Annotated in this window: 26 protein-coding genes; 14 read left to right on the forward strand and 12 right to left on the reverse strand. The window is 68.7% G+C overall.

Annotation, left to right across the window (positions count from 1 at the left end):
* Window positions 1–497: 497 nt before the first annotated feature.
* Complete coding sequence (locus tag ABD172_RS11825; RefSeq protein WP_344309888.1) at window positions 498–2150, reverse strand: ABC-F family ATP-binding cassette domain-containing protein; 1653 nt, start codon at window positions 2148–2150, stop codon at window positions 498–500.
* 113 nt (window positions 2151–2263) lie between these two features.
* On the opposite strand from ABD172_RS11825, the gene arfB reads away from it, so the two are divergent.
* The 3 genes from arfB to ABD172_RS11840 all read left to right on the forward strand — a co-directional run bounded on the left by arfB (window position 2264) and on the right by ABD172_RS11840 (window position 3789).
* The gene (gene arfB, locus ABD172_RS11830; RefSeq protein ID WP_344309890.1) at window positions 2264–2704 is read left to right on the forward strand and encodes an alternative ribosome rescue aminoacyl-tRNA hydrolase ArfB; all 441 of its coding nucleotides are present in this window, start codon (window positions 2264–2266) and stop codon (window positions 2702–2704) included.
* Between the two features lie 111 nt (window positions 2705–2815).
* On the forward strand, window positions 2816–3094 hold the full coding sequence (locus tag ABD172_RS11835; RefSeq protein WP_344309892.1) for a hypothetical protein: 279 nt from the start codon (window positions 2816–2818) through the stop codon (window positions 3092–3094).
* 467 nt (window positions 3095–3561) lie between these two features.
* On the forward strand, window positions 3562–3789 hold the full coding sequence (locus ABD172_RS11840) for a hypothetical protein (RefSeq protein WP_344309894.1): 228 nt from the start codon (window positions 3562–3564) through the stop codon (window positions 3787–3789).
* A 131-nt stretch (window positions 3790–3920) separates the two neighbouring features.
* Here ABD172_RS11840 and ABD172_RS11845 read toward each other — a convergent pair whose 3' ends face one another.
* From ABD172_RS11845 to ABD172_RS11870, 6 genes are all read right to left on the reverse strand, one after another.
* Window positions 3921–4088, reverse strand: coding sequence for a hypothetical protein (locus ABD172_RS11845; RefSeq protein WP_344309896.1), 168 nt, complete (start codon window positions 4086–4088; stop codon window positions 3921–3923).
* A gap of 43 nt (window positions 4089–4131) precedes the next feature.
* Window positions 4132–4695, reverse strand: coding sequence for a hypothetical protein (locus ABD172_RS11850; protein ID WP_344309897.1), 564 nt, complete (start codon window positions 4693–4695; stop codon window positions 4132–4134).
* Window position 4696: 1 nt separating this feature from the next.
* Entirely contained in the window at window positions 4697–5086 is a 390-nt protein-coding gene (locus ABD172_RS11855) for a hypothetical protein (RefSeq protein WP_344309898.1), read from the reverse strand.
* Between the two features lie 152 nt (window positions 5087–5238).
* Window positions 5239–6735, reverse strand: coding sequence for a tripartite tricarboxylate transporter permease (locus ABD172_RS11860; RefSeq protein ID WP_344309900.1), 1497 nt, complete (start codon window positions 6733–6735; stop codon window positions 5239–5241).
* A gap of 1 nt (window position 6736) precedes the next feature.
* Window positions 6737–7297 carry a tripartite tricarboxylate transporter TctB family protein gene (locus ABD172_RS11865; RefSeq protein WP_344309901.1) on the reverse strand — a complete coding sequence of 187 codons (561 nt, stop codon included), beginning with the start codon at window positions 7295–7297 and terminating at the stop codon, window positions 6737–6739.
* Entirely contained in the window at window positions 7294–8349 is a 1056-nt protein-coding gene (locus ABD172_RS11870) for a tripartite tricarboxylate transporter substrate binding protein (protein WP_425546682.1), read from the reverse strand. Before ABD172_RS11870 ends, ABD172_RS11865 begins: the two co-directional genes overlap by 4 nt.
* A 223-nt stretch (window positions 8350–8572) precedes the next feature.
* Between ABD172_RS11870 and ABD172_RS11875 the strand changes: the two genes are divergently transcribed.
* Window positions 8573–9859: a sensor histidine kinase gene (locus tag ABD172_RS11875; protein WP_344309903.1), complete on the forward strand. Its 1287-nt coding sequence runs from the start codon at window positions 8573–8575 to the stop codon at window positions 9857–9859.
* Window positions 9846–10652: a response regulator gene (locus ABD172_RS11880; protein WP_344309905.1), complete on the forward strand. Its 807-nt coding sequence runs from the start codon at window positions 9846–9848 to the stop codon at window positions 10650–10652. The genes ABD172_RS11875 and ABD172_RS11880 overlap by 14 nt, the downstream gene beginning before the upstream one ends.
* 29 nt (window positions 10653–10681) lie before the next feature.
* Here ABD172_RS11880 and ABD172_RS11885 read toward each other — a convergent pair whose 3' ends face one another.
* Window positions 10682–11998, reverse strand: a complete 1317-nt coding sequence (locus ABD172_RS11885; protein WP_344309907.1) for a condensation domain-containing protein — start codon at window positions 11996–11998, stop codon at window positions 10682–10684.
* 112 nt (window positions 11999–12110) lie between these two features.
* Between ABD172_RS11885 and ABD172_RS11890 the strand changes: the two genes are divergently transcribed.
* From ABD172_RS11890 to ABD172_RS11910, 5 genes are all read left to right on the forward strand, one after another.
* Window positions 12111–12905 (forward strand): alpha/beta fold hydrolase, encoded by a 795-nt coding sequence (locus ABD172_RS11890; RefSeq protein WP_344309909.1) that lies wholly within the window; start codon window positions 12111–12113, stop codon window positions 12903–12905.
* A gap of 64 nt (window positions 12906–12969) precedes the next feature.
* Entirely contained in the window at window positions 12970–13437 is a 468-nt protein-coding gene (rraA, locus tag ABD172_RS11895; RefSeq protein WP_344309911.1) for a ribonuclease E activity regulator RraA, read from the forward strand.
* Window positions 13438–13589: 152 nt separating this feature from the next.
* Window positions 13590–13847 carry a DUF7218 family protein gene (locus ABD172_RS11900; RefSeq protein WP_344309913.1) on the forward strand — a complete coding sequence of 86 codons (258 nt, stop codon included), beginning with the start codon at window positions 13590–13592 and terminating at the stop codon, window positions 13845–13847.
* Between the two features lie 92 nt (window positions 13848–13939).
* Window positions 13940–14929, forward strand: a complete 990-nt coding sequence (gene lgt / locus ABD172_RS11905) for a prolipoprotein diacylglyceryl transferase (RefSeq protein ID WP_344309915.1) — start codon at window positions 13940–13942, stop codon at window positions 14927–14929.
* 99 nt (window positions 14930–15028) lie between these two features.
* Window positions 15029–15739, forward strand: a complete 711-nt coding sequence (locus ABD172_RS11910) for a hypothetical protein (protein ID WP_344309917.1) — start codon at window positions 15029–15031, stop codon at window positions 15737–15739.
* Between the two features lie 11 nt (window positions 15740–15750).
* On the opposite strand, the gene ABD172_RS11915 is transcribed toward ABD172_RS11910, so the two are convergent.
* The gene (locus ABD172_RS11915; RefSeq protein WP_344309919.1) at window positions 15751–17289 is read right to left on the reverse strand and encodes an Hsp70 family protein; all 1539 of its coding nucleotides are present in this window, start codon (window positions 17287–17289) and stop codon (window positions 15751–15753) included.
* Window positions 17290–17472: 183 nt separating this feature from the next.
* On the opposite strand from ABD172_RS11915, the gene ABD172_RS11920 reads away from it, so the two are divergent.
* The gene (locus ABD172_RS11920) at window positions 17473–18228 is read left to right on the forward strand and encodes a MerR family transcriptional regulator (RefSeq protein WP_344309921.1); all 756 of its coding nucleotides are present in this window, start codon (window positions 17473–17475) and stop codon (window positions 18226–18228) included.
* Window positions 18229–18267: 39 nt separating this feature from the next.
* Window positions 18268–18726, forward strand: coding sequence for a VOC family protein (locus tag ABD172_RS11925; RefSeq protein ID WP_344309923.1), 459 nt, complete (start codon window positions 18268–18270; stop codon window positions 18724–18726).
* Here ABD172_RS11925 and ABD172_RS11930 read toward each other — a convergent pair.
* Entirely contained in the window at window positions 18677–19333 is a 657-nt protein-coding gene (locus tag ABD172_RS11930) for a dihydrofolate reductase family protein (RefSeq protein ID WP_344309925.1), read from the reverse strand. The genes ABD172_RS11925 and ABD172_RS11930 overlap by 50 nt on opposite strands.
* 204 nt (window positions 19334–19537) lie before the next feature.
* Between ABD172_RS11930 and ABD172_RS11935 the strand changes: the two genes are divergently transcribed.
* A complete protein-coding gene (locus ABD172_RS11935) occupies window positions 19538–19822 on the forward strand; it encodes a YciE/YciF ferroxidase family protein (protein WP_344309927.1) in 285 nt (94 codons plus the stop codon).
* Window positions 19780–20772, forward strand: coding sequence for a 5-methylcytosine restriction system specificity protein McrC (locus ABD172_RS11940; protein ID WP_344309932.1), 993 nt, complete (start codon window positions 19780–19782; stop codon window positions 20770–20772). Before ABD172_RS11935 ends, ABD172_RS11940 begins: the two co-directional genes overlap by 43 nt.
* Here ABD172_RS11940 and ABD172_RS11945 read toward each other — a convergent pair.
* Both ABD172_RS11945 and ABD172_RS11950 read right to left on the reverse strand, forming a co-directional pair.
* Window positions 20741–21172 carry a type II toxin-antitoxin system VapC family toxin gene (locus ABD172_RS11945; RefSeq protein WP_344309928.1) on the reverse strand — a complete coding sequence of 144 codons (432 nt, stop codon included), beginning with the start codon at window positions 21170–21172 and terminating at the stop codon, window positions 20741–20743. The two genes, ABD172_RS11940 and ABD172_RS11945, sit on opposite strands and share 32 nt — an antisense overlap.
* Window positions 21169–21408 carry a type II toxin-antitoxin system Phd/YefM family antitoxin gene (locus ABD172_RS11950; RefSeq protein WP_344309929.1) on the reverse strand — a complete coding sequence of 80 codons (240 nt, stop codon included), beginning with the start codon at window positions 21406–21408 and terminating at the stop codon, window positions 21169–21171. Before ABD172_RS11950 ends, ABD172_RS11945 begins: the two co-directional genes overlap by 4 nt.
* Window positions 21409–21572 lie beyond the last annotated feature (164 nt).

Here is a 21572-nt window from a genome sequence, read left to right on the forward strand (position 1 = left end):
ACGAAGTGAAACGAAAAGAAGAGGGGAACGAACGAAGAGAGAAAGCGTGAGGAGAGAATCCGTGAAGACCGTGGGGACAACGCCCGGCGGCCGGCGAGGGGAAGGGAGGCTCGCAGCCTCCACCAATTAGAACGTAAATCGATTCTAGTAGCCGAACAGTCACACGGATAGCCCTTGGGTCCCGTTTTACCAAGATTGTGGATAAGTATTTTCTGTCCACACGATCCGGCACCGAGGACGCCGCTTCACCGGCGAGTTCCGGCCCTGGACGACCCTCGCGACAATGGTCCCAGGAGGCACGGACACGATCTCGGAGGCAGCTCGCCGAGCAAACACCTCGGGCTGACGATTCCGGGACTCCAAACGTCGTCGACGCGGAGCACGCACCCAGGGGCCCGGCGAACGAACCTCCCGAGCAACCCCGGCAGGCGCCCCGACCGATCAGGCCACCCCGATCAGGCCACCCCGATCAGGCCACCCCGATCAGCCCAAGCCGATCACAACTCGCGGACCCGACCCGCCTCGACGTGCCAGCGCCGATCGAGGCGGACGGTTTCGAGCATCCGCCGGTCGTGGGTGACGAGCAGGAGCGCGCCTTCGTAGGTCTCGAGCGCCTGTTCGATCTGTTCGATCGCCTCGAGGTCGAGGTGGTTCGTCGGCTCGTCGAGCACGAGGAGGTTTACCCCGCGCGCCTGGAGCAACGCCATGCCGGCCCGCGTCCGTTCACCCGGCGAGAGTTCACCCACCGGCCGGTTCACGTGATCGGCCTTGAGTGCGAACTTCGAGAGGAGGGTGCGGACCTCGCCACTGGAGTACTCGGGCACGAGTGCCTCGAACGCCTCGGCGAGCCGCCGATCCCCGGAGAACTGGGACCGTGCCTGATCGATTTCCCCGATCTCCACGCTCACCCCGAGGCTCGCACTCCCGGAATCCGGCGCCTGCCGCCCGAGCAATCCACGCAGCAATGTCGACTTCCCGGCACCGTTCGGACCGGTGATTCCGATCCGTTCACCGGCGTTGACCTGGAGCGACACCGGCCCCAGCGTGAAATCCCCCTGGACGAACGTCGCATCGCTCAGGGTGGCGACGACAGTGCTCGAACGCGGAGCCGCACCGATCGTGAACTCGAGGCGCCACTCCTTCCGCGGTTCCTCGACCTCCTCGAGGCGTGCGATCCGGCTCTCCATCTGCCGTACTTTCTGCGCCTGCTTCTCGCTCGACTCGGTGTTCGCCTTCCGCCGGATGTTGTCGTTGTCCGGGGACTTCTTCATCGCAATGCGAACGCCCTGACTCGACCACTCGCGTTGGGTTCGCGCCCGGGACACGAGGTCGGCCTTCGTCGCCGCGAACTCCTCGTACTTCTCCCGGTGGTGTCTACGGAGAGTGGCACGTTCCTCGAGGTAGGAGTCGTACCCACCACCGAACACCCGGTTCGTGTGCTGGACGAGATCGAGCTCGAGGACCTGAGTGACACACCGGGAGAGGAACTCGCGGTCATGGCTCACGAGGACGACCCCACTGCGCAGTCCGCTCACGAACGCCTCGAGACGTTCGAGGCCGTCGAGGTCGAGGTCGTTCGTCGGCTCGTCGAGGAGCACGAGGTCGAACCGCGACAGCAGGAGTGCCGCGAGTCCCACCCGGGCGGCCTGCCCACCGGACAGGGAGGTCATGAGCACCTCACCGGGCTCTCCGCCGAGGTCGAGGCCGAGGTCCGCGAGAACCGCGGGCACCCGCTCCTCGAGGTCGGCGGCACCGCTCGCGAGCCACCGGTCGAGGGCTGCGGAGTACACGTCTGCCGAGGCGGCGGGTGCGTCGGGAGCCGCGAGCGCCTCGGCAGCGGCATCCATGGCCGCGGTGGCGGACGCGCATCCGGTCCGCCTGGCAATGTACGCACTCACGGTCTCCCCCGCACGCCGTTCGTGCTCCTGCGGGAGCCATCCGACGAAGGCATCGGCGGGAGAGCGTGTCACGGTGCCTGCCTGCGGGACGTCGACCCCCGCGAGGAGGCGCAGGAGCGTCGACTTCCCCGCCCCGTTCTGCCCGACCACCCCGACGACGTCGCCGGGCGCGACCGTGAGATCGAGGGAGTCGAAGAGTGTGCGGTGGCCGTGGCCACCGGCCAGTCCGGACGCGACGAGCGTGGCGGTCACAGGGCTCCTCCGAGGAAAGGGGCTGACGGGTCGCGCGTGGGGCCGAGGCGCGGATCGCCCGGGCGACGCGCACCGGGACGACTCATCCTACGGCTCTCCGGCACACTGGTTCCATGGACGATCTGCGCGTGCCACCGGGGCCGGGTGCCCCGCACGGACTCGTCGTGCCCGCGTCCGAGCTCTCCGAACAGTTCTCCCGGTCGTCCGGTCCCGGCGGGCAGGGTGTCAACACGACGGACTCGCGGGTGCAGTTGTCGCTCGACCTCGCCACGACCTCGGCCCTCGACGAGGCACAGCGGGCACGCGCACTCCGTCACCTGGAAAAACGCCTGGTCGGCACGACCCTCACGATCGCAGCCGAGGAACACCGCGCCCAACGGAAGAACCGCTCCGCCGCCCGCGAGCGGCTCGCGGATCTCCTCCGGGAGGCCGTCGCGCCCGAGGTGCCCCGCCGACCGACGAAACCGACCCGGGGATCGAAGCGCCGGCGCCTCGAGGCGAAACGGAACCGGTCCGTCATCAAGCAGAACCGGTCGCGACCGCGGCCGGAGTGAGGCGAACGGACCGGACCGGCATTCCCGACCCGCCCCCACCGCCGCCCCACCTCCGGCGCGACTCCTGTACCCCCGGCACCCGAGACCCACGCGCAGGCTTATGATCACCGCATGACTGCAGGAACTCAGCCCCGCCCGCGCCGTTTCATCCGCGCGAACGACGTGCTCTCCGGCCAGTGGACCGGCGAGGGGTACCCCTTCCGGTACGTCGTCATCTGGCACAACAAGGAAATCGTGACGAAGGTCCGCAATTCGATGATCGACACCGTGCTCTCGGCCGTGGAACTGCTCGAATCGCGCGGCTGGCAGCTCGTCACCCTCGACGAATCGATGAGCCAGGCGTGCCTGCGCCGCCCCACCGCCGAGGCGCCCCGCCGCGCCGGATGGTGACGTCACCTCAGGAGGATCACACCATGGCCCCGGCTGCGCAGCGCCCCCAGCGCTTCATCAACGCCAATGCCGTCCTCACCGGCCGCTGGACCGGTGACGGCTACCCGTTCCGCTACGTCGTCCTGTGGAATCAGGGGGTGCTCTCGATCAACAACGCCCTCGACGGATTGCTGTCGCCTGCGAGATCCTCGAGTCCCGCGGCTGGGAGATGTTCCACATCGACGAAACGGGCGGCCGCGCCACGCTCCGACGGACGCAGCTTCAGCCACCGCCGCCGTCGGCCGAAGAGCCGGCCGAAAAGGCGGGCCCGCCACCGGCACACCGGTTCCGCCCGCCGATGAGGGGACATCACGCTTCGGAGTGGTGAACCCGCAGTTTCCGCATCACCCATCCGACGAACGCCGCGTCGACGAGCACCCGACCTCTCCGACATCCCGGCGGGCACCGTCGTGCGGTACGGCAGGGAGATGACGGCAGCACCCGGGATGTGGAGCGAGGAGCACGACCGCCTCATCGCCCTCGGCCCGCGCAGGACCCTGTGGGAGAACAACAGCGTGTACCGATTCGAGAGCACCGTCATGTCGGTCCTCGGTCGCTTCCTCACGCGGATGTTCCGAAAGCAGTCGCAGCAGCACCTCGAGGACTTCAAGGCGTTCGCGGAGAACGGAACCGACGTCCGCGGGAGCGCACGCTGAGCCAGAGCGAGCGCTGAGCGTCGCAGCTCAGTCGATCGTGAGCACCTCGGACTCGAGGTCGAGGTACATCGCCTCACCGTTTCCGTAGTCGTAGAACCAGCGCGTCCTGCCGAGTCCGAGGAACCACGGGGTCATGCCCGCCGGCTCGCCATGTCCTCGCCCCACCATCCCCATGGGGAGGCGGGCCATCCGGGCTGCGGCGGCGGGTACGGCCGTTCGGCGGACGCCTGTTCGGCGGCCGACCGAGCGCGGTCCTCGGGCGTGGGGCCCATCGCAAAGACGATGTTGTACGCACGCACGGCTCCACGCTACCGGACACACGGCCCCACGATGCGGCGCTCATCACCCCGCAGCCGCGCGCCACACCGCCCATCCGATCACTGCGAGCGCCACGAGGATCGCGAGGATGCTGAGGGGGAAGACGCTGAGTTCCGCGCGCGTGGCGGAGCCGGGAAGCAGCCGGTGGGCCTGGTCGGGGGTGACCTTCTCCCGGATGTGTTCGGGTTCCGGCACGAGCACGGCACGGTAGAGATCTCCCGGACGAGGACTGACCCTGGCCAGCACACCCGAGGCGCCCACGAAGACCACACGTGTCGCGGCCGAGCCCCCACCGCTCCTGGTCGGCAGGAAGAATCGTTCGAACACGACGATGCGTTCGACGTCGGCCTGGGGAATCACCCGGGTCCGCCACACCGTGCGCACCGTGAAGTCCTCACGACTCCGGTGCAGCTCCCCGAAGGGTACGAGGACGAACAATCCGGAAACGATTCCGGCGAATCCGAGGAGACCGACCACCCCGAGGAACGGGCTGAGTGCGGAGTCGTGGTCGAACACCAGCCACACCCCACCGAACACCGCGACGAATACGCTGATGAGGAGGGACCCGCGTGCCGACGTCACATTCATGTCAGGATCCCTCTCGGTTGTACTCGCGTGCCACGTGCGGCATGAACCCGAGCTCCTTACCCTCGACGGCTGCTGCTTCGCGGGCCCGTCTGCGGTGGGCCCGTCGTCCACGAGCGGTATCGACGATCATCCATCCGGCGAGAACGAGGAACACCACGGCCACCGATGGGAAGGCAACAAGGGCCGGTCCGCTCTGCGCGACGTACGCATCCCAGTCGCCGCCGCCGAGCACCCACACGAGGAACGGCATGAGCGTCATGACGACCCCGAGGAACGCCAACCACACCGCAGCGAGGTAGAGCACGATCGACGGTTCCGTCATCGCGAGGGCCTGCGCTCTTCCGGCCGACTTCCGCCCCGCCGACATCACCGGTTCCTTCCTAACGTCCACTGAGCACGAGCCTACTGGGCGGCATGAGGTCGACCGGCCTCGAGGTCGAGCCCACAACCATCTGCCGTCCGCATCGGTTCCCCGGCGAGACAAGCACGGCCCCCGTGTGCTCGGGCGAACGCACGGGGGCCGTAAGTGGTGCAGCGGACGGTTCAGCGCCGCTTCTCGCGCACCCGGTTCACGATGCTGCCGATGACCACGAGCACGAGGAGCGCATAGAGCGTGATCGTGATGGGGCTGCTCACGAGCGCGGTGGCGTCACCGTTCGCGCTCATCATCGCGTCCCGCAGACCGGTCTCCGCGACCGGGCCGAGGACCATCCCGATGATGAGCGGGGCGACCGGGTAGTCCGCGGCCCGCATGACGAACCCGACGATGCCGATTCCCAGGAGCATGAGCAGGTCGAAGGTCGACCCGGACGATGCATATATGCCGAGCGCGCACATCACCGTGATCCCCGCGTACAGGTACGGCCGCGGCAGGAGCAGGAGTTTCGCCCACACCGTCGCGAACGGCAGGTTGATGACGAGCAGCACGATCATCGCGATGAAGAAGCTCGCCAGGAGCGCCCAGACGAGCTCCGGCGCCCGCTCGAACAGAAGCGGACCGGGCTGAAGACCGTACTGCCGGAAGGCCGCGAGCATGATCGCCGCGGTCGCGGAGATCGGCAGACCGAGGGCGAGCAGTGCTCCCATCGCCATACCCGTCGTCGAGTTGCCGGCGGCCTCCGGCGCGGCGAGACCGCGGATCGCCCCCTTCCCGAACTGCGGGTCCTTCCGGCGGGCGTCGAGGCGCTTCTCGAGTCCGTAGGCGAGGAAGGTCGGCAGTTCGGAACCACCGGCCGGGACGATCCCGAACGGCAGACCGATCGCGGTTCCGCGGGCCCAGGCCGGCCCCGCCTCGCGGAACTCCTTCCAGCCCAGGAGCGTGCGGCCCTTCGGCCGGATGAGTTCGGAGCCGGATCGGTGCCGTTCGAGGCACGCGACGTGGATGACCTCACCGAGGGCGAGCACCGCCACCGTGACGGTGACGAGGGAGACCCCGTCGAAGAGCTGGGGCGAGCCGGCGGTGAACCGTGGGGCACCGGAGACCCCGTCGATCCCGACGACCGCGATCCCGAGCCCGAGGAACAGGGCGGACAGGCCCTTGACCGGGCTGTCGGTGACGACGGACGAGGTCGCGACGAACGCGAACACCGCGAGGGCGAAGAACTCCGCCGGGCCGAACCGGGAGGAGAACTCGGCGAGCGCCGGGGCGAGGAACACGACGATCACCGAGGCGACGAAACCTCCGATGAAGGCACCGATCGCCGCCGTCGCGAGTGCTTGCGCGGCCCGCCCGTTCTTCGCCATCCGATGGCCCTCGAACGTCGAGGCGATCGCCGAGGCCTGCCCCGGCGTGTTCATGAGGATGCCCATCGTCGAGTCGCCGAAGAGCCCACCGAAGTACACGCCGGCGAACATGATGAAGGCCGCCGTCGGTTCGAGGGAGAACGTCACCGGCAACAGGAGGGCGACGGCCATCGAGGACCCGAGTCCGGGCATGACTCCGACGGCGGTGCCGAGCAGGCAGCCGAGCGTCACCCAGACGAGGTTCTGCCAGGTGAGTGCGTCGAGGAAGCCGGATGCGAGAAGCTGTAACGGTTCCATGTCAGAAGCCCCCTCCGAGAATGCCGGACGGCAGCGGCAGTCCGAGTGCCATGTCGAATGCGATGTAGGTCGCCGAGCTCACCGCGAGGCCGGCGACGAGGGAGAACACGGGTCGGGTCGACCCGAACGCACGCGTCACGCACCAGAAGAGCAGGCCCGCGGCGATGATCCACCCGAGGTACTGCAGGGTGAGCGCGAAGACGAACACGGATCCGACGAGCCAGGCGAAGGACCGCCAATCCATGTGACCGGCACCCTCCGCGGGAGGCACGGACCCCGCCGATCCCTCGGAAGCAGGCGCTGATCCACCGGAAGCCACCGCCGGCTCCCCTGCAGCCGGGGACTCCGCGGGCGCCGGCATGCGCCGGAAGGCGCGGACCGCCTCGGCGGCGAGGACGACGGCGAAGAGGTACAGGCCGCCGGTGATGAGGCCCGGGAAGACGCGCGGACCGGGGAACGCGGTGCCCTCGGGGATCTGCATCGTGAGGATGCCGACCGTGAGGTAGACGGCGAAGGCAAGGACGATCGTGGGCATGAGCAGCGCGACGAGCAGTCGGTTCACAGTCCCATCTCCTCGTACAGCGTCTCGATGCGGGCGTGCTCCTCATCGAGGAAGACGTCGAGGTCGTCCCCGGTGATCACCTGTTCGGCCCAGTGGTAGCGTTCGGTAGCCTCCTGCCACTCGGGCGTGCCGACGGTCTCGAGCACGAGGTCGGTGAGTTCCGTGACCTCCTCGTCCTCCAGACCCGACGGTGCGGCGAGCATGCGCCAGTTCGTGAGCGAGATGTCGTATCCCTGGGAGGCGGCCGTCGGGATGTCGATCCCCTCGACCGGCCGTTCCGCCACGAGTCCGAGCGCCCGCAGACGGCCCGACTCGATCTGGTCGATGTTGTCCGGGTATCCGCCGGCAGCTGCGGCGGCCGTGCCGTTGAGCAGCGCCTGGATCGCCTCGCCGCCGCCGTCGGAGGAGATGTACGTCGTGTCGACCGGGTCGATCCCGGCGGCGAGCGCGAGGTCGGTGACGACGAGCTGGTCGAAGGACCCACCACCGGTCCACGGGACCGCGGCCGGATCCGCGCGCCAGGCGGCGACGAGGTCGTCGAGGGTCTCGTACGGGGAGTCCGCCGGAACGACGATGACGTCGTACTCCTCGACGACGACGGCGATCGGCGTGACGTCGTCGAGCGTGGCGTCGGTGCCGTACTGGATGGTCGCGGCGAGCAGACCGGTCCCGCCGACGAGCAGGTTGTTCGGTTCGCCGTCGAGGATCGACAGGTTGCCGAGGGCGATCGTGCCGCCGGCACCGGGCATGTTGACGACCTGGACGTTGTTCACGAGACCGTTGGCCTTCTGGGCCTGCTGCATCTCCCGGGCCGCGGTGTCCCATCCGCCACCGGCGGCGGCCGGAGCGACGATCGTCATGGACGACCGCAGGTCCGTGCCGGTCGAGGCGGAGGAGATCGAGCCGTACGAGGCGACCGCGATGAGCGCGGCCGCGGCGACTCCGCCGACGACCCGGCCGACGAGGCGACGGGTCGAGGTGCGCCCCGGGCGAGCGCGGTCGGGGCCGGCGCGGTCGGGCCGGTCCCCGGAATGCGTGGACGACAGTGTCACGAGTTCTCCTTCTTGTGCGACGTCGTTATCGGCACAGTGCGGGCCACGCTATTGCGCGTTCCGGGCGACCGCATTCCGGATCGGGTTTATGCTCTTTGTTGCTCATCGCGCAGGTGCTGTACCCCGTTGTTGCCGTACCGCGCAGGCGCCGTACCTCGTAGTTGCCGTACCGCGCGCCCGCCCCGAGCACCGCCGGCCCCAGGGCGTCGACCCGAGGAGAACCATGAGAAAAACGACGGAGTTCCGGTCCTCGTCCCGGCTCCGACGCATGCTGCTCCTGGCCACCCCGGGGCTCGTCGTCCTCCTCAGCATCGTCGCCACCACCGTCGTCGCCGCCTCCGTGCAGTTCGCGTCGATCCGCGAGTCGACGCTCACCCGCGTCCACGACGTCGCCACGAGTTTCGCCGCTCTCGAGTCCGTCCGCGCGGCGCTCGTGCGCGCGAACGCGGACGGCACCAGCACCCCTCCCCCGGTCGACGACGTGCAGGACCTCGCGACCCTCGTCGAGAGAGCCGCCGGCGTCACCTACGTGGTCGTCGTCGACCTCGACGAGGTCCGACTCACGCATCCCGAACCGGCCGAACGCGGGCGTCCGGTCGAGACCGACACCTCGCCCCTGCGGACCGGGCAGGAGTACGTCGGTACCGACACCGGGCCGGTGGGCCGGACGCTCCGGGTCAAGGTCCCCGTGTTCGGCGGGGACGGCGAGGTGATCGGCATGGTCGCCGTGGGCATGCTCGAGTCACAGCTCACGAGCCGGTACGAGGACACGCTGCGGGACCTGTTGCCCTGGGAGATCGGGGCGCTCGCCGTCGGCATGCTCGCGAGCGGGTTCCTCACGTTCGCGCTCGTGCGCCGGTTCCGTCGCAGCGACGAGGACGCGCGGGAGCTCGAGGCGTCGCGCCGTACCACGATGGCGCTGCGCGAGCAGTCCCACGAGTTCGACACCCGCATGCACGTCGTCCGCGGGCTCCTCGCACACGGCGACACCGCGGATGCACTCGACTATCTCGAGGAGATCGCGCCGCTTCCGGGCGAGGCCGTGTCGTCCCCGGGACACCTGCCGCCGTTGCTCCGGGCCACGCTCGACGCCCTGCGCGCGGAGCTCGGCGCGCTCGGCACATCGCTCGACGTCTCCGTCGACGAGGGGGCCGGGGTCACCGGTTTCGACAGCGGTGCCGCTCTCGTCCTCGCGAACCTGTGCCGCAACGCCGCCGAGGCGGGGGCCGGGCGGGTGCGTCTCGTCCTCTCCGGGGACGACGGGGAGCTCGCCGGTTCCGTCGACGACGACGGACCAGGCGTCGGTGCGGTGGAGGTCGGGCGGATCTTCGAGCGTGGCTTTTCGACGAAGCGGGACCGGCACACGACGGTCCGGGGCATCGGCCTCGACCTCGTGCGTCGTACCGTCACCGCGCACGGCGGCACCATCGAGGTGGGTACCTCGGACCTGGGTGGGGCCCGGTTCCGGTTCACGATGAGGACGGGGGTGGCACCACATGTCGACGCATGATCCGGGTCGCGACCTCCGGGTCCTCGTCGTCGACGACGACCGCGGAGCCCGCCTGCTCCACGGCCGGTTCGTCGACGACGCCCCGGGGTTCGTCGTCGTGGGCCGGGTGGGCGCCGGAGCGGCGGTCGTCGATGTCGTCCGCCGTCATGCGGCCGACCTCGTGCTGCTCGACATGCGGCTGCCGGACATCAGCGGTGTCGAGGTGCTCCACCGGCTCCGCGCCGCCGGGCTCGACCGGGTCGACGTGCTCGTCATCAGTTCCGCCCAGGACCGGGTGACGGTCCGCCAGGCGCTGGCCGGACGCGTCGTCGGGTATCTCGTGAAGCCGTTCACGCAGGAGAATCTGCTCGCCCGCCTCGCGGCGTACCGCGCGGACCGGGCCCACCGGGAGGACCGCCCCGAGCGGGACGACGAGCTCGGGCAGGGCGAGATCGACCGGCTGCTCGCACCGGGGTCGACTGCCGGGTCGACGCCGGGGAGTTCCCAGGAGACGCCTCCGGCGCGGACGGCACCCCGGGGGCGAGGCGCCTCGGGACCGGGCTCCGTGCCGGAGGCGATCACGCCGGAGGCGGCGCTCCCCCGTGGCATCGCCGCTGCGACCCTCACCCGGGTGCTCGCCGCACTCGACCCCGTCGAGCCGCTCACGGCGGCGGAACTCGCGAGCCGGTGCGGACTCTCACGTGCGACCGCCCGTCGGTACGTCGACCATCTCGTGGCGACGGGGAGGATCGACCGTGCGCATCGCTACGGTCGTCGTGGTCGACCCGAGGTGTTGTATCGCCTGGCGCCGTGAGGTGCGGGCGGGCCGTTCCCCGCCGCGCCTCACATCCTCGCCGTGCGTCGCATCCGGGCCATGAGCCGGTCGAGCCACTCCCCCACGTGCCGCCGGGCATCCGCGGAGTCCGGGTACCGGCAGCGCAGGTGGAGCCCGCTGTCGTCGAGGATGAACCACAGCATGACGCCGTCGGTGCGGATCGTCGCGCCGACGTACTGCGCCTCGAGACCGATCCCGTCGACCCGGACGGGCAACCTGCGCAGATCGAGCCACGAGATCGCGAACATCCCGGGCGCCTCGGGCATCCCACCCCACGGACGCAGGATCCCCTCGAGGGGCCACGAACCCAGCCGCACCGCCTCCTTCACCGCCTCCGCGCAGTCCCGGGCGAACGGTGAGTGCGATTCGAGGACGGAGTTCGTGATGAACCAGCCGACGGAGTCGTGCCACCGCTCGTCGAAGCGACTGTGCACGGGGAAGACGGCGCGCAGCGGTTCCCCGGTCATCTCCATCGTCACGGCGGTCATCGCGGCGACGGCGAGCGCGAGTGTCGACACCCCGAGTTCCCGCGCCGCCGCGGAGAACGCCGTGGACTCGTCGACGTCGAGGACGTCCCGGAGCTCGACCCGCTCGGGGAACGGGGCAGCAGGGCCCAGCGGGAGCGGGAAGCGGGGCATCACCCCGCCACCGGCCTCGATGATGTGGTGCCACTGGGCGATGACGGCTGCGGGCGCCTCGGGAAGGGCTGCGAGCGCACGCGTGTGGTCGTCGAAGGACGGGGCCGCCGGGAGCACCGCCGGTACTTCGCCGTCGAGGTGTGCGGCGACGTCGAGCCCGCAGTCGGGGTCGAGCGCGACGAGGAGATCGCGGGCGATGACGAGCATCGACCACATGTCGGTGTGGGCGTGGTCGGCCCCGATGACGACGGTACGGTCGAAGGCGGTCTCGAGGACACACAGCCGGTGCGAGGGGCGGGAGTAGGGGGCACAGGCCGCGTCGAGGACGTCCCGGAGCGCCGTGTTCACCGCCTGGCCCGGGCCGATGGGGTGCTCGACCCACGTTCCGGCGCTCACCTCGACCTCATGGAGGCGGGCCGCGCCGTCCGTTCCGTGGACGAACGCGGTGCGGAGGGTGCCGTGCCGGGCGATGACCGCGAGCCACGCCTGTGAGAGGAACTCGCGGTCGATCGGTGCGCGGAGGCGGAACGACAGGGCCATCCACGAGCCGACGCGGTCGCCGGCGGAGACGTGCCGACGTTGGTCGAAGGACATGGGCAGTTCCGCGCGCGGCGGCGACACCGTGACGTCGTATCCGTACAGCCGTCCGAAGGGCAGCCGCATGTGCGCGACGTTCGTGAGCCTCATGCCGGTAATGTAATGCACATCACACATCCGGCCGAATGTCGGAATATCGAGCCAGGTCAGCCCTCGCCCCTCGCGGGGCATCCGGAAGCAGTTCAGCCCAGGAGCACTCCCCATGTCCCTCCCCGCCCCGCCGTTCCCCGTCCCCGGTGCCGTCCTCGACACGGAGTTCAGCGACGAGGGAGGTGCGCCGGTCGTCCAGCTCCACGGCCTCACCTCGAGTCGGGCACGCGACCGGGTGCTCGACCTCGACCTCGGGGTGGGGCTCAGCGGCACCCGGCTGTTGCGCTACGACGCCCGTGGCCACGGCCGCTCGACGGGCCGGGACGTCCCCGACGACTACCGCTGGACCTCGCTCGCACGCGACCTGCTCGCCCTCCTCGACGACCGGTTCCCCGGAGAATCCGTCCACGGCGTCGGCCCGTCGATGGGGAGCGCCACGCTCCTCCATGCCTCCCTCATGGATCCCGGGCGCTTCCGCGGGCTCACCCTCATGCTGCCGCCGACCGCCTGGGAGACGCGGAGGGCCCGCGCCGGCGAGTACCGGGCCCTCGCGGACCTCGTCGAGTCGCAGGGCCTGAACGCCCTCCTCGCGCGCGACGCCGAGGCGCCCCGGCCACCGGCAACTCTCGGAACCCCGGAGACCCGGCCGGACGTCCACGATTCCCTGCTGCCGTCCGTCTATCGCGGGGCTGCGCTGTCCGATCTGCCAGATCCCGCACGGCTCGCGCTCATCGACGTCCCGGTCACCCTGCTCGCCTGGACCGAGGACCCGGTCCATCCCCTCTCCACCGCCGAGGCGCTCCGGGACATCCTGCCCCATGCCACCCTCTCCGTGGCCTCCTCCCCCGCCGAGGTGGCCGCGTGGCCCCAGGTCCTCGCGGCGGACGTGGCGCGGGCGGGAAGGTGAGAGCGCCCGCGCCTCGATAGGCTCGGCCCCACAGGCAACGACGCCCGACCTCCGAGGAGACCGCATGACCATCGCAACCGCCGACCTCTACGACGACCGAGGCGAGGACCTCCAGTCCCTTGCGACCCAGATGCTCGACCTCGGAGGGCACCCGTCCTTCCACGGACCCATCCGCACGGTGCGCTGCCACCGGGACAACGGCCTCGTGAAGTCGGTCCTGAACTCCCCCGGTGACGGGGCGGTGCTCGTCGTCGACGGCGGGAAGTCGCTCGAATCGGCGCTCATGGGCGACATGATCGCCGAGGCGGCCGCCCGGAACGGTTGGGCCGGAGTCGTGATCTTCGGTGCGGTGCGGGACAGGGAGCCGATCGGGCGCCTCGCGCTCGGGGTCAAGGCCCTCGGGAGCAATCCCCGGAAGTCCGCGAAGGACGGAGTGGGCGACCTCGACGAGGTCCTCGAGATCGACGGCGTCGTGTTCGCGCCCGGGAAGCACCTGTGGGCGGATGCGGACGGAGTGCTCGTCGAGAGGTGAGGGCCGGCTCCCGAGAGTTCCGTGCGAGCGCCGGGGGTCCCGACAGAATCGGGGATTCGGCCCTTTTCATCGTCGGCACCGCGTCGTAGCGTCCGTAGGAGCACGGATCCGTACAGCGACCGACGCGTACGCACTCGAGAGGAGCGATCACCATGCCGAACCCCCGCATCAAGGACGAGGAACTCTACGAGAAGCTGCGTGAAGAGGGAGCCTCGAAGGAGAAGGCCGCCCGCATCGCGAATTCCGCCGCGAAGGAGGGCCGCGACTCCGTCGGCCATCGCGGTGGAAAGGCCGAGGACTACGAGGAGCGCACCGTCGACGAACTCCGGGAACGCGCGAAGGAACTCGACATCACCGGGTACTCGGACATGAAGAAGGACGAGCTCATCGACGCGCTCCGGAACCACTGAGTCGCAGCCGGAAGCCCGCCCCGCGGTGAACACTCGCGGACATCGCGGCCTCGCGTGCAGAGGGACCGCTCATCGTGCACCACAATGGTGTCGTGGTCTACCTCAATCAGATCGATCCGATCGCCTTCTCCCTCGGTCCGCTCCCGGTGTACTGGTACGGGATCATGTACGTCCTCGGGTTCGTCGTCGCCTGGTGGCTCGGCACCCGCCGGATCCGGGCCGGCCGCCTGCCCCGTATCACCGAGGACAAGTTCCTCGATCTCCTCGTGTACGGGATCTTCGGCGTCGTCATTGGCGGTCGTGTGGGGTACGTCCTCTTCTACGCGTTCGGCGAGTTCCTGCAGAACCCGCTGTACCTGTTCTACTTCCGGGACGGCGGGATGAGCTTCCACGGCGGCTTGCTCGGCGTCGTTCTCGTGTCCTGGCTGTGGGCCCGGAGGAACAAGGTCCACCTCGCGGACCTCATCGACTTCATCGCGCCCCTCGTGCCGGCGGGCCTCGGGTTCGGCCGGATCGGCAACTTCGTCGGCGGCGAGCTCTGGGGCAAGTACACGAACGCCGGGTGGGGTGTCGTCTTCCCCACGGCGGAGCCGCAGCTCGCCACGCAGTCCGCCGAGGTGGTCCGCGCCGAGTACGAGACCGGGGCTCTCGACGCCCTCGCCCGGCATCCTTCCCAGCTCTACCAGGCGGTCCTCGAGGGCCTCGTGATGTTCCTCATCCTCTGGTTCTTCTCCCGCAGGCCGCGGCCGCGCTACGCCGTCGCCGGCATGTTCGCACTGCTGTACGGCTGCTTCCGATTCCTCGTCGAGTTCGTCCGCCTGCCCGACGAGCAGCTCGGGTACCTCGCGTTCGGGTGGCTCACGATGGGGCAGGTGCTGAGCCTGCCGCTCATCCTCCTCGGCATCGGTCTGCTCTGGTTCTCGCGGAAGTCACCGACCCTGGAGCCGGTGGTGCCGGTGAAGGACGAGGACGGCGAGGTCGCGGGTGGCGCCGAGGTCGTGAACGGCGCGGACTCCGCCGTCGCGAATGGCGCGGACGGTGACGGAACGGACGAGGAGAAGGGCACCCCGCCGGAGAAGTGAGGTGACGTCGGAGCGGCCCCGCACGGTGACGCGAGGTCTGTGTCCGTGCCTCGTGGAAGTGTGATTGCCGTCGCACACACCGATGAGACGGAGAACGACGTGAACACCACACTCACTATTCCTCACAGCGCATCGCCCATCGAGGAGGAAATCCTCGACATCATTCGTGCAGGTCTCGATCACAGTGATCCGAAGGGCTGGATCCCCTGGGCGTGGTCCGTACTCGCGCGCGAGGGCGACGTGCCCGCCGTCCTCTGCGATGACCACGGCGACGAATATGCGCGCCTGCTCCTGACGCTCGCTGGTCTCGGTCGCCTGTACGAGCTCTTCGTCGAGGTCCACCTCGGCGGGTATGCGTCGGGCGAGATCATGACGGACCTCTTGCACGAGGGCTGGCCGCACATGACGGTGATCGAACTCGCCCGGTACTGCGAACAACGGGGCATTTACGACAGTGACCTACCGGAAACCGAATCGGGCCTGCAGAATGCTGCGATCGAGGAACACACGGACGCCGTTCGGAGACGCCTCGTCGAGATCCTCGGGGAGTGGCATCTGTACACATCGCTGGTACACGCAGCGACCCCCGAACCACTACCGGATTTCAGCGAGGACGACGTCGCCGACGAGGAGGAACTCGACGACGACTCCGCGATTGTGCCCGACGGCGACGTCAACTCCCCAACGGTCGAACAGGAGCATCAGCTGGTCTTCGATCAGATCCCGCTCCCTTTCGAGACCGCGATCGTCTTCGATTCCTCCGACGGGCGATCGTACGAGTGGTTGCGTGGAGACCTCGACCTCGGGTGAACCGTCATCGCTCACGCCCCCAGGTCGAGTGAGCGGGTGTAGCCCGTGTCGAGGTCGGAGATCCGCACGGAGACGATCCCGTCGGCGTCGACGGTGTACGTCTCCTCGACGAGAGGTCCGTCCGGACGCCGGTGCACCGTGACCGTGGCCGGGTCGAGCCCCTCCACGGCGCCGTCCGTCTGCAGCGCGGGATCGAAGGGGAAGAGCATCTCCCCCACCGGCGCGAGATCACCGGTCGGTTCACCTCCGGCGACGTCCCCCGTGAACTCGACAAAACGGAACCACCCGATGTCGTGGGCCGCCCGGTAACGCCGGGTGACGACGGTCGCCTCGGCGTTCGACGGGCCACTCGGAAGGCGGACGTCGGAGGCGAAGATGCGGTCGAAGGCGAGCGCCCGCCCCTCGTCGCGTTCGCGGAAGACTCCGAATCCGCGGGAGAGACGGTCGGTGAGGGTGAAGCCCGACTCCGGATCCGCGGCGATCGCGAGGCCGATCGCGGTGGAGCCTCCGGGGTACGGGGACCGGTGGACGCGTCGACCGAAGCGCTCGCGCAGCATCCGCGGGACGAGCGGGAACGCGCTCCCTCCCCCGACGAGGTAGATGCCGGCGACCGAGGAATCCTCCCCGAGCTCGCCGACGAGTGGTTCCGTCGTCTCCACGGTGCGTCGGACGAGTGGCCGAGCCGCGTCGTAGTAGTCGGCGACAGGGAGGACCACGGTGGTCGAGTCGTCGGCGCCGTCACCGGCGTCGGAACCACCGGTATCAGCCGCCCCCGGCACGTCGAGCACGATCTTCCGGGTCTGCGGGGTGAGGCTCTCCTTCGCGGCCCGGCACTGCTCGCGCAGGTCGTCGAGGGCCCGAGTGCGTAGGTCGTCTGCCGTGCGTCCGGCAGCGTCGAGCGCGAGATCCGCGAGAAGGTGGTCGAGGTCGTCCCCACCCAGGCGATTCAACCCGGCGGTGTCGAGCACGGTGTGGCCGACCCCGTCGCTCTCGACGAGGGAGGCGTCGAAGGTGCCGCCGCCGAGGTCGTAGACGACGATGCGGTTGCGTTTCGAGTTGAGCGTCCGGCCCTGCCGGTGCGAGTACTCGAATCCCGCGGCGGAGGGTTCGTTCACCATCGCGGTGACGGTGAAGCCCGCCCGGCGGAACGCCTCGAGTGTGAGGAAGCGCTGGACACTGTGCGAGTGCGCGGGGACGGCGACGACCGCTTCGTGGTCCCCCGCCGGGAGCTCCTCGCGGACGGACGAGAGGAAGCCCGCGAGCACCTCGAGAAGGGGGAACTCCCGGTCACCGACGGCGACGGTCGTGCCGGGGTGCGTGGTGGGGTCGCCGAGGACGCGTTTGACCGACCGCAGGACGGGTGCGCCCTGCCGCGCCGCCGCCTCGGCCGCGAAACCGTGCACGAGTCGACCGTCCTGGAGGGCGCTGATCGAGGGGACGTAGTCGTGGGGATCACCGTCGAGATCGTCGAAGGTGACGAGGGGATAGTTGCCGCGGTCCACGTGGGCGACGATGGTCCGGGTGGTGCCGAGATCGATACCGAGCCGCATGTGCCGAAGCGTAGTCGACGGACGTTTCCCGGACGCGGCGGACACGGGCACGGACACCACTGCGAAGAGAGATGCAGAAGTGTGCGCAGTGGGCGCTTGACTCTGCCGCAACGTCAACCGGAAGACTCATACATGTGCCGGCCGACGAAGGAGCCGGCCCCCACGAGAGGGAGTGAAGGACCGATGACGCAGGAGTGGCCGATCCGGGAGGTCGCCCGGGCGACCGGGCTCACGAGCCGCACGCTGCGGCACTACGAGCAGATCGGACTCCTCACGCCGTCACGGGTCGCCGACAACGGGTACCGGTTCTACGGCGAGGCGGAGATGTCGCGGCTGTACCGGATCCTCTCGCTGCGGGCGCTCGAGCTTCCGCTCGCGGCGATCCGCACCGCACTCGCGGACGAGGCGACCCTCACCGAGGCGATCGAATCGCACCTGACGTTCCTCGAGGAACGCCGGGAACGCACGAATCAGCAGATCAGAGCCGTCCGACAGACGTTGGACGCCGTGAAGAAAGGACACACCATGTCGATCGAGGATGTCTTCGCCGGTTTCGACAACAGCCAGTACGAGTCCGAGGTGCGGGAGCGCTGGGGCGACGAGGCGTGGGAGCGCAGCGCGGAACGTCGGGCCCGGATGAGTGAGGACGAACGTCGCGCAGACGACGCCCGCTCCCTCGACATTAACGCGGCACTGCGGGAGGCGGCGTCCGCCGGGACGGACCCCGCGGGCATGGAGTTCCAGGAGCTCGTCGCTGCGCACCACCGCTGGGTCGCGGATCACTGGGGCGGGCGCATGCCCGATGCCACGGCTTATGCCGGTCTGGCCGACATGTACGTCGCCGATGCCCGGTTCGCCGCGACGTACGACGGTCAGGAGAACGCCGAACGCATCCGGGAGGCGATGAAGGTGTGGATCGGGGCGCACCTCGGGGAATAACGTAGCCACCACTCGCACCGACTCCACGGAGGTGGACACATGGCCGTCCGACTCAACAACATCGGCATCGTCGTCGAGGACCTCGACCGGGCCATCGACTTCTTCACCGCGATCGGCCTCGAGCTCGAGGGACGCACCGCCGTGGAGGGCAAGTGGTCGGGCCGGGTCACCGGGCTCGCCGATCAACAGGTCGAGATCGCGATGCTTCGAACACCCGACGGTCACGGCCGGGTGGAACTCTCACGATTCCTCGCCCCCGACGTGATCGAGGACCATCGCACGGCGCCGGTGAACGCGCTCGGTTATCTGCGCGCGATGTTCGAGGTCGACGACCTCGATGCCGTACTCGACGGGATCGAACAGCACGGCGCCGAGCTCGTGAGCACCGAGGTCGTGAACTACGAGAACGTCTACCGGCTCTGTTATGTCCGCGGCCCGGAGGGGATCCTCATCGGCCTCGCGCAGGCGCTGGCTTCCGGTTCCAGAGCTGATGCGTGAGGCCACTCGCCCAACCGATCGTTTCGACCGTGAACCGCTCCTCCAGACCGGCGAGATCGTCCCAGAGGCGTATTCCCCCGCCGAGCACCACCGGCACGATCGCCACGTGCAGGAAATCGACGCGATCGGCCCGGAGGAACTCACGTACGGACGTCGGACCGCCTCCGAGCCTCACGTCCAGTCCGCCTGCAGCCTCCTGCGCCGTCCGGAGTGCTTCTTCGGGCGTCGCGTCGATGAAGTGGAAGCTCGTGCCGTTCGGGAACTCGATGCTCTCGCGCGGATAGTGGGTGAGGACGACGACCGGGGTGAGGAACGGCGGCGCATCGCCCCACCAGCCCCGCCATCCGTCGTCGGGCCATTCGCCGGTCTGCGGCCCGTACTTCCGACGTCCCATGATCTCCGCACCGACCCCCTGCCCCCACAAGCTGAACAGGGCACGGTCGAGCGTCACGGGTTCGTCGATGCCGTGGACACCGTCGATGACGCGGCCGTCGAACCGCCCGAAGAGCGCCTCCGCCCCTCCGATCGGACGTTCGAGGGTGACGTGGTCGCCCGCCGCGAAGCCGTCGGCGGAGACGAAGAGGTTGTGAACACGCGTGCGCGGCATGAGGTCCTCCCCGAGGGGTAAGTGCCGGGACGGGGTGCTTCGACGGTAGCCCCGCGCAGACTCATGGCGAAAGGGGTTCAGTGGCGCCGAGTTCCGTGCATGCCATTCGATGCATTCCGTCAGAGGCACAGCCTTGTGAGCGTGAGGGCACGGCGGCCCATATGGGCCCCGCATCCGTCGGTCACTTCAGGAGGATCTTCGACCATGCAGATCAAGAACTCGGAAGAACTGTTCGTACGACTGCTCTCGCTCGCCGACAGCGCGGAACAGCAGATGACCAAGGCACTGCCCAAGCTCGCCCGCGCCGCGGACGATCCCTCGGTGGTCGAGATGTTCGAGCACCACCTCGAGGAGACCGAGGGCCAGCTCGATCGCCTCGAGAAGGTCGCCGGTGTCCTGGATGTGAGGATCAAGCGCATCAAGGATCAGACGATGGCGTCGCTCATATCCTCGTCCGAGGCGTCGGGGCGCAGGTCAAACGCGGGCTAGACCACGACTACCGTCGTAGCCGCGAGGACCTCACGACGGTTCGAGGGCGTATCGACATCGCAACGACGCTCGGTCGCATGACGATGACGCGGCATCGGATCACCTGCGAATACGACGATTACGTCGCCGATACCGCGCTCAACCGAGTGGTGAAGTCGACGATCGTCCTGCTCATCCGGCGCAGTTCCGTCGACGCTTCGCGGAAGGCCGCCCTGCGGCGGTTGCTCCCCTACTTCGACGCAGTTCCCCTTGTGAGTCCCACCTCGATCCGATGGAGTGATCTCACGTATCACCGTGGCAATGCCTCCTATCGGCTGTTGCTCGGCGTCTGCGAACTCATCGTTCGAGGACTCCTACCGACAACCGATGACGGCGATTCGAAACTCGCCGAATGGTTGTCCGACGACGCGATGAGTGACCTCTACGAGCGTTTCCTGCGCGAGTACTACGCCTTCCACCACCCGTCCCTCCGGGCGCGTGCAGTCACGGTGCCCTGGGACTACGACGTCGAAAGTGCGATCGGCACCGAGCAGCTTCCCGCCATGCGCACCGATGTGACTCTCCGCCGGGGCAGTCGCACGCTCATCATCGATGCGAAGTACTACGGCCAGAACATGCAGCGCGGTCGGTGGGAGAAACGAACCGTGCGCTCCGGGCACCTCTACCAAGTGCTCGCATACGCGAAGAACGCGGACACCGCCGGCAACGGGGCGGTGAGCGCGCTCCTCCTCTACGCACGTACCGTCGACGAGGTGCAACCCGACGTCGACGTCACGGTGCAGGGCACGCGGATCGGCGCACGGACGCTGGACCTGGGTCAGCCGTGGGAGACGATCCGTACACAGCTCGAGCAGATCCTCTCGTGGTTGAACGAACCGGAAGCGAACGTCTTGGAAAGCCGCGATCGAGGCAGCCCGGTCAGGAACGCGAAGCCTCGCTCCACGGATTGATGACAGCAACCTCGAGCGCTTCGAAGTCCCTGACGTTTCGCGTGACGACCGCAAGCCCATTCACAGCTGCGGTCGCTGCGATGAGAGCGTCACGGTCGGGCCGGGGGTCGGGCACATGCAACCGCGCAGCGCGACGAGCAACCCGCGCGTCCACCGGCAGGATCCGACGAACGAAGGCTTCGAGCAAATCCTCATCGAACCACGCCTGCAAGGGGCCGGCCTGCGCCGGGTCCCGCCGTGCGAGCCGTGCGATTCCGAGTTCGATCTCCAGAACCGTGATCGCAGATATGTAGAGCGCGGAAGGATCGCGTTGCGCGACCCAGGACCGCACGCCGGCATCGGCTCGGCGAGCAGACTTCCGGAGTTCGCTGATGACATTCGTGTCGAGCAGGTGGCTCACAGTTCGGGAACCCGAGGCGAGAACTCGACCGGCCCGAAATCGATGTCGATGTCATCGTCCATGCTCAGCCGGTCGACAAGGCTCGGACCTCTTTCACCGGACTGCCGGTACTCCTCGATCGACAACAGCACATACGCAGGCTCGCCGCGATCCGTGATGATGACGGGCCCTTCATCGGCCGCGCGTTTCGCAGCACTGACGTCACGATTGAACTCGCGCGCGGAAATCGTCGTCATCCTGGTCACCCCACCTCTTGCAGGTACGTACCTACAATAGCGCTCCGCATCCGCGACGACAATGCACCGAAGCCGCGTAATCGTGGAGGAAGCGCAGCTCTCACTGCACACTCGTCTGCCTAGGGCGTGTCTGTTAATTCCTTCAGCCACGACACGACCCCGTG

The sequence above is a fragment of the Brevibacterium samyangense genome, from assembly GCF_039529845.1.
Lineage (GTDB): Bacteria > Actinomycetota > Actinomycetes > Actinomycetales > Brevibacteriaceae > Brevibacterium > Brevibacterium samyangense.

Coding starts and splice junctions, on each gene's coding strand:
- arfB (WP_344309890.1), top strand. CDS start 2,264: ATGGACGATCTGCGCGTGCCACCGGGGCCGGGTGCCCCGCACGGACTC.
- ABD172_RS11835 (WP_344309892.1), top strand. CDS start 2,816: ATGACTGCAGGAACTCAGCCCCGCCCGCGCCGTTTCATCCGCGCGAAC.
- ABD172_RS11840 (WP_344309894.1), top strand. CDS start 3,562: ATGACGGCAGCACCCGGGATGTGGAGCGAGGAGCACGACCGCCTCATC.
- ABD172_RS11850 (WP_344309897.1), bottom strand. CDS start 4,695: ATGAATGTGACGTCGGCACGCGGGTCCCTCCTCATCAGCGTATTCGTC.
- ABD172_RS11860 (WP_344309900.1), bottom strand. CDS start 6,735: ATGGAACCGTTACAGCTTCTCGCATCCGGCTTCCTCGACGCACTCACC.
- ABD172_RS11875 (WP_344309903.1), top strand. CDS start 8,573: ATGAGAAAAACGACGGAGTTCCGGTCCTCGTCCCGGCTCCGACGCATG.
- ABD172_RS11880 (WP_344309905.1), top strand. CDS start 9,846: ATGTCGACGCATGATCCGGGTCGCGACCTCCGGGTCCTCGTCGTCGAC.
- ABD172_RS11885 (WP_344309907.1), bottom strand. CDS start 11,998: ATGAGGCTCACGAACGTCGCGCACATGCGGCTGCCCTTCGGACGGCTG.
- ABD172_RS11890 (WP_344309909.1), top strand. CDS start 12,111: ATGTCCCTCCCCGCCCCGCCGTTCCCCGTCCCCGGTGCCGTCCTCGAC.
- rraA (WP_344309911.1), top strand. CDS start 12,970: ATGACCATCGCAACCGCCGACCTCTACGACGACCGAGGCGAGGACCTC.
- ABD172_RS11900 (WP_344309913.1), top strand. CDS start 13,590: ATGCCGAACCCCCGCATCAAGGACGAGGAACTCTACGAGAAGCTGCGT.
- ABD172_RS11915 (WP_344309919.1), bottom strand. CDS start 17,289: ATGCGGCTCGGTATCGATCTCGGCACCACCCGGACCATCGTCGCCCAC.
- ABD172_RS11920 (WP_344309921.1), top strand. CDS start 17,473: ATGACGCAGGAGTGGCCGATCCGGGAGGTCGCCCGGGCGACCGGGCTC.
- ABD172_RS11925 (WP_344309923.1), top strand. CDS start 18,268: ATGGCCGTCCGACTCAACAACATCGGCATCGTCGTCGAGGACCTCGAC.
- ABD172_RS11930 (WP_344309925.1), bottom strand. CDS start 19,333: ATGCCGCGCACGCGTGTTCACAACCTCTTCGTCTCCGCCGACGGCTTC.
- ABD172_RS11935 (WP_344309927.1), top strand. CDS start 19,538: ATGCAGATCAAGAACTCGGAAGAACTGTTCGTACGACTGCTCTCGCTC.
- ABD172_RS11950 (WP_344309929.1), bottom strand. CDS start 21,408: ATGACGACGATTTCCGCGCGCGAGTTCAATCGTGACGTCAGTGCTGCG.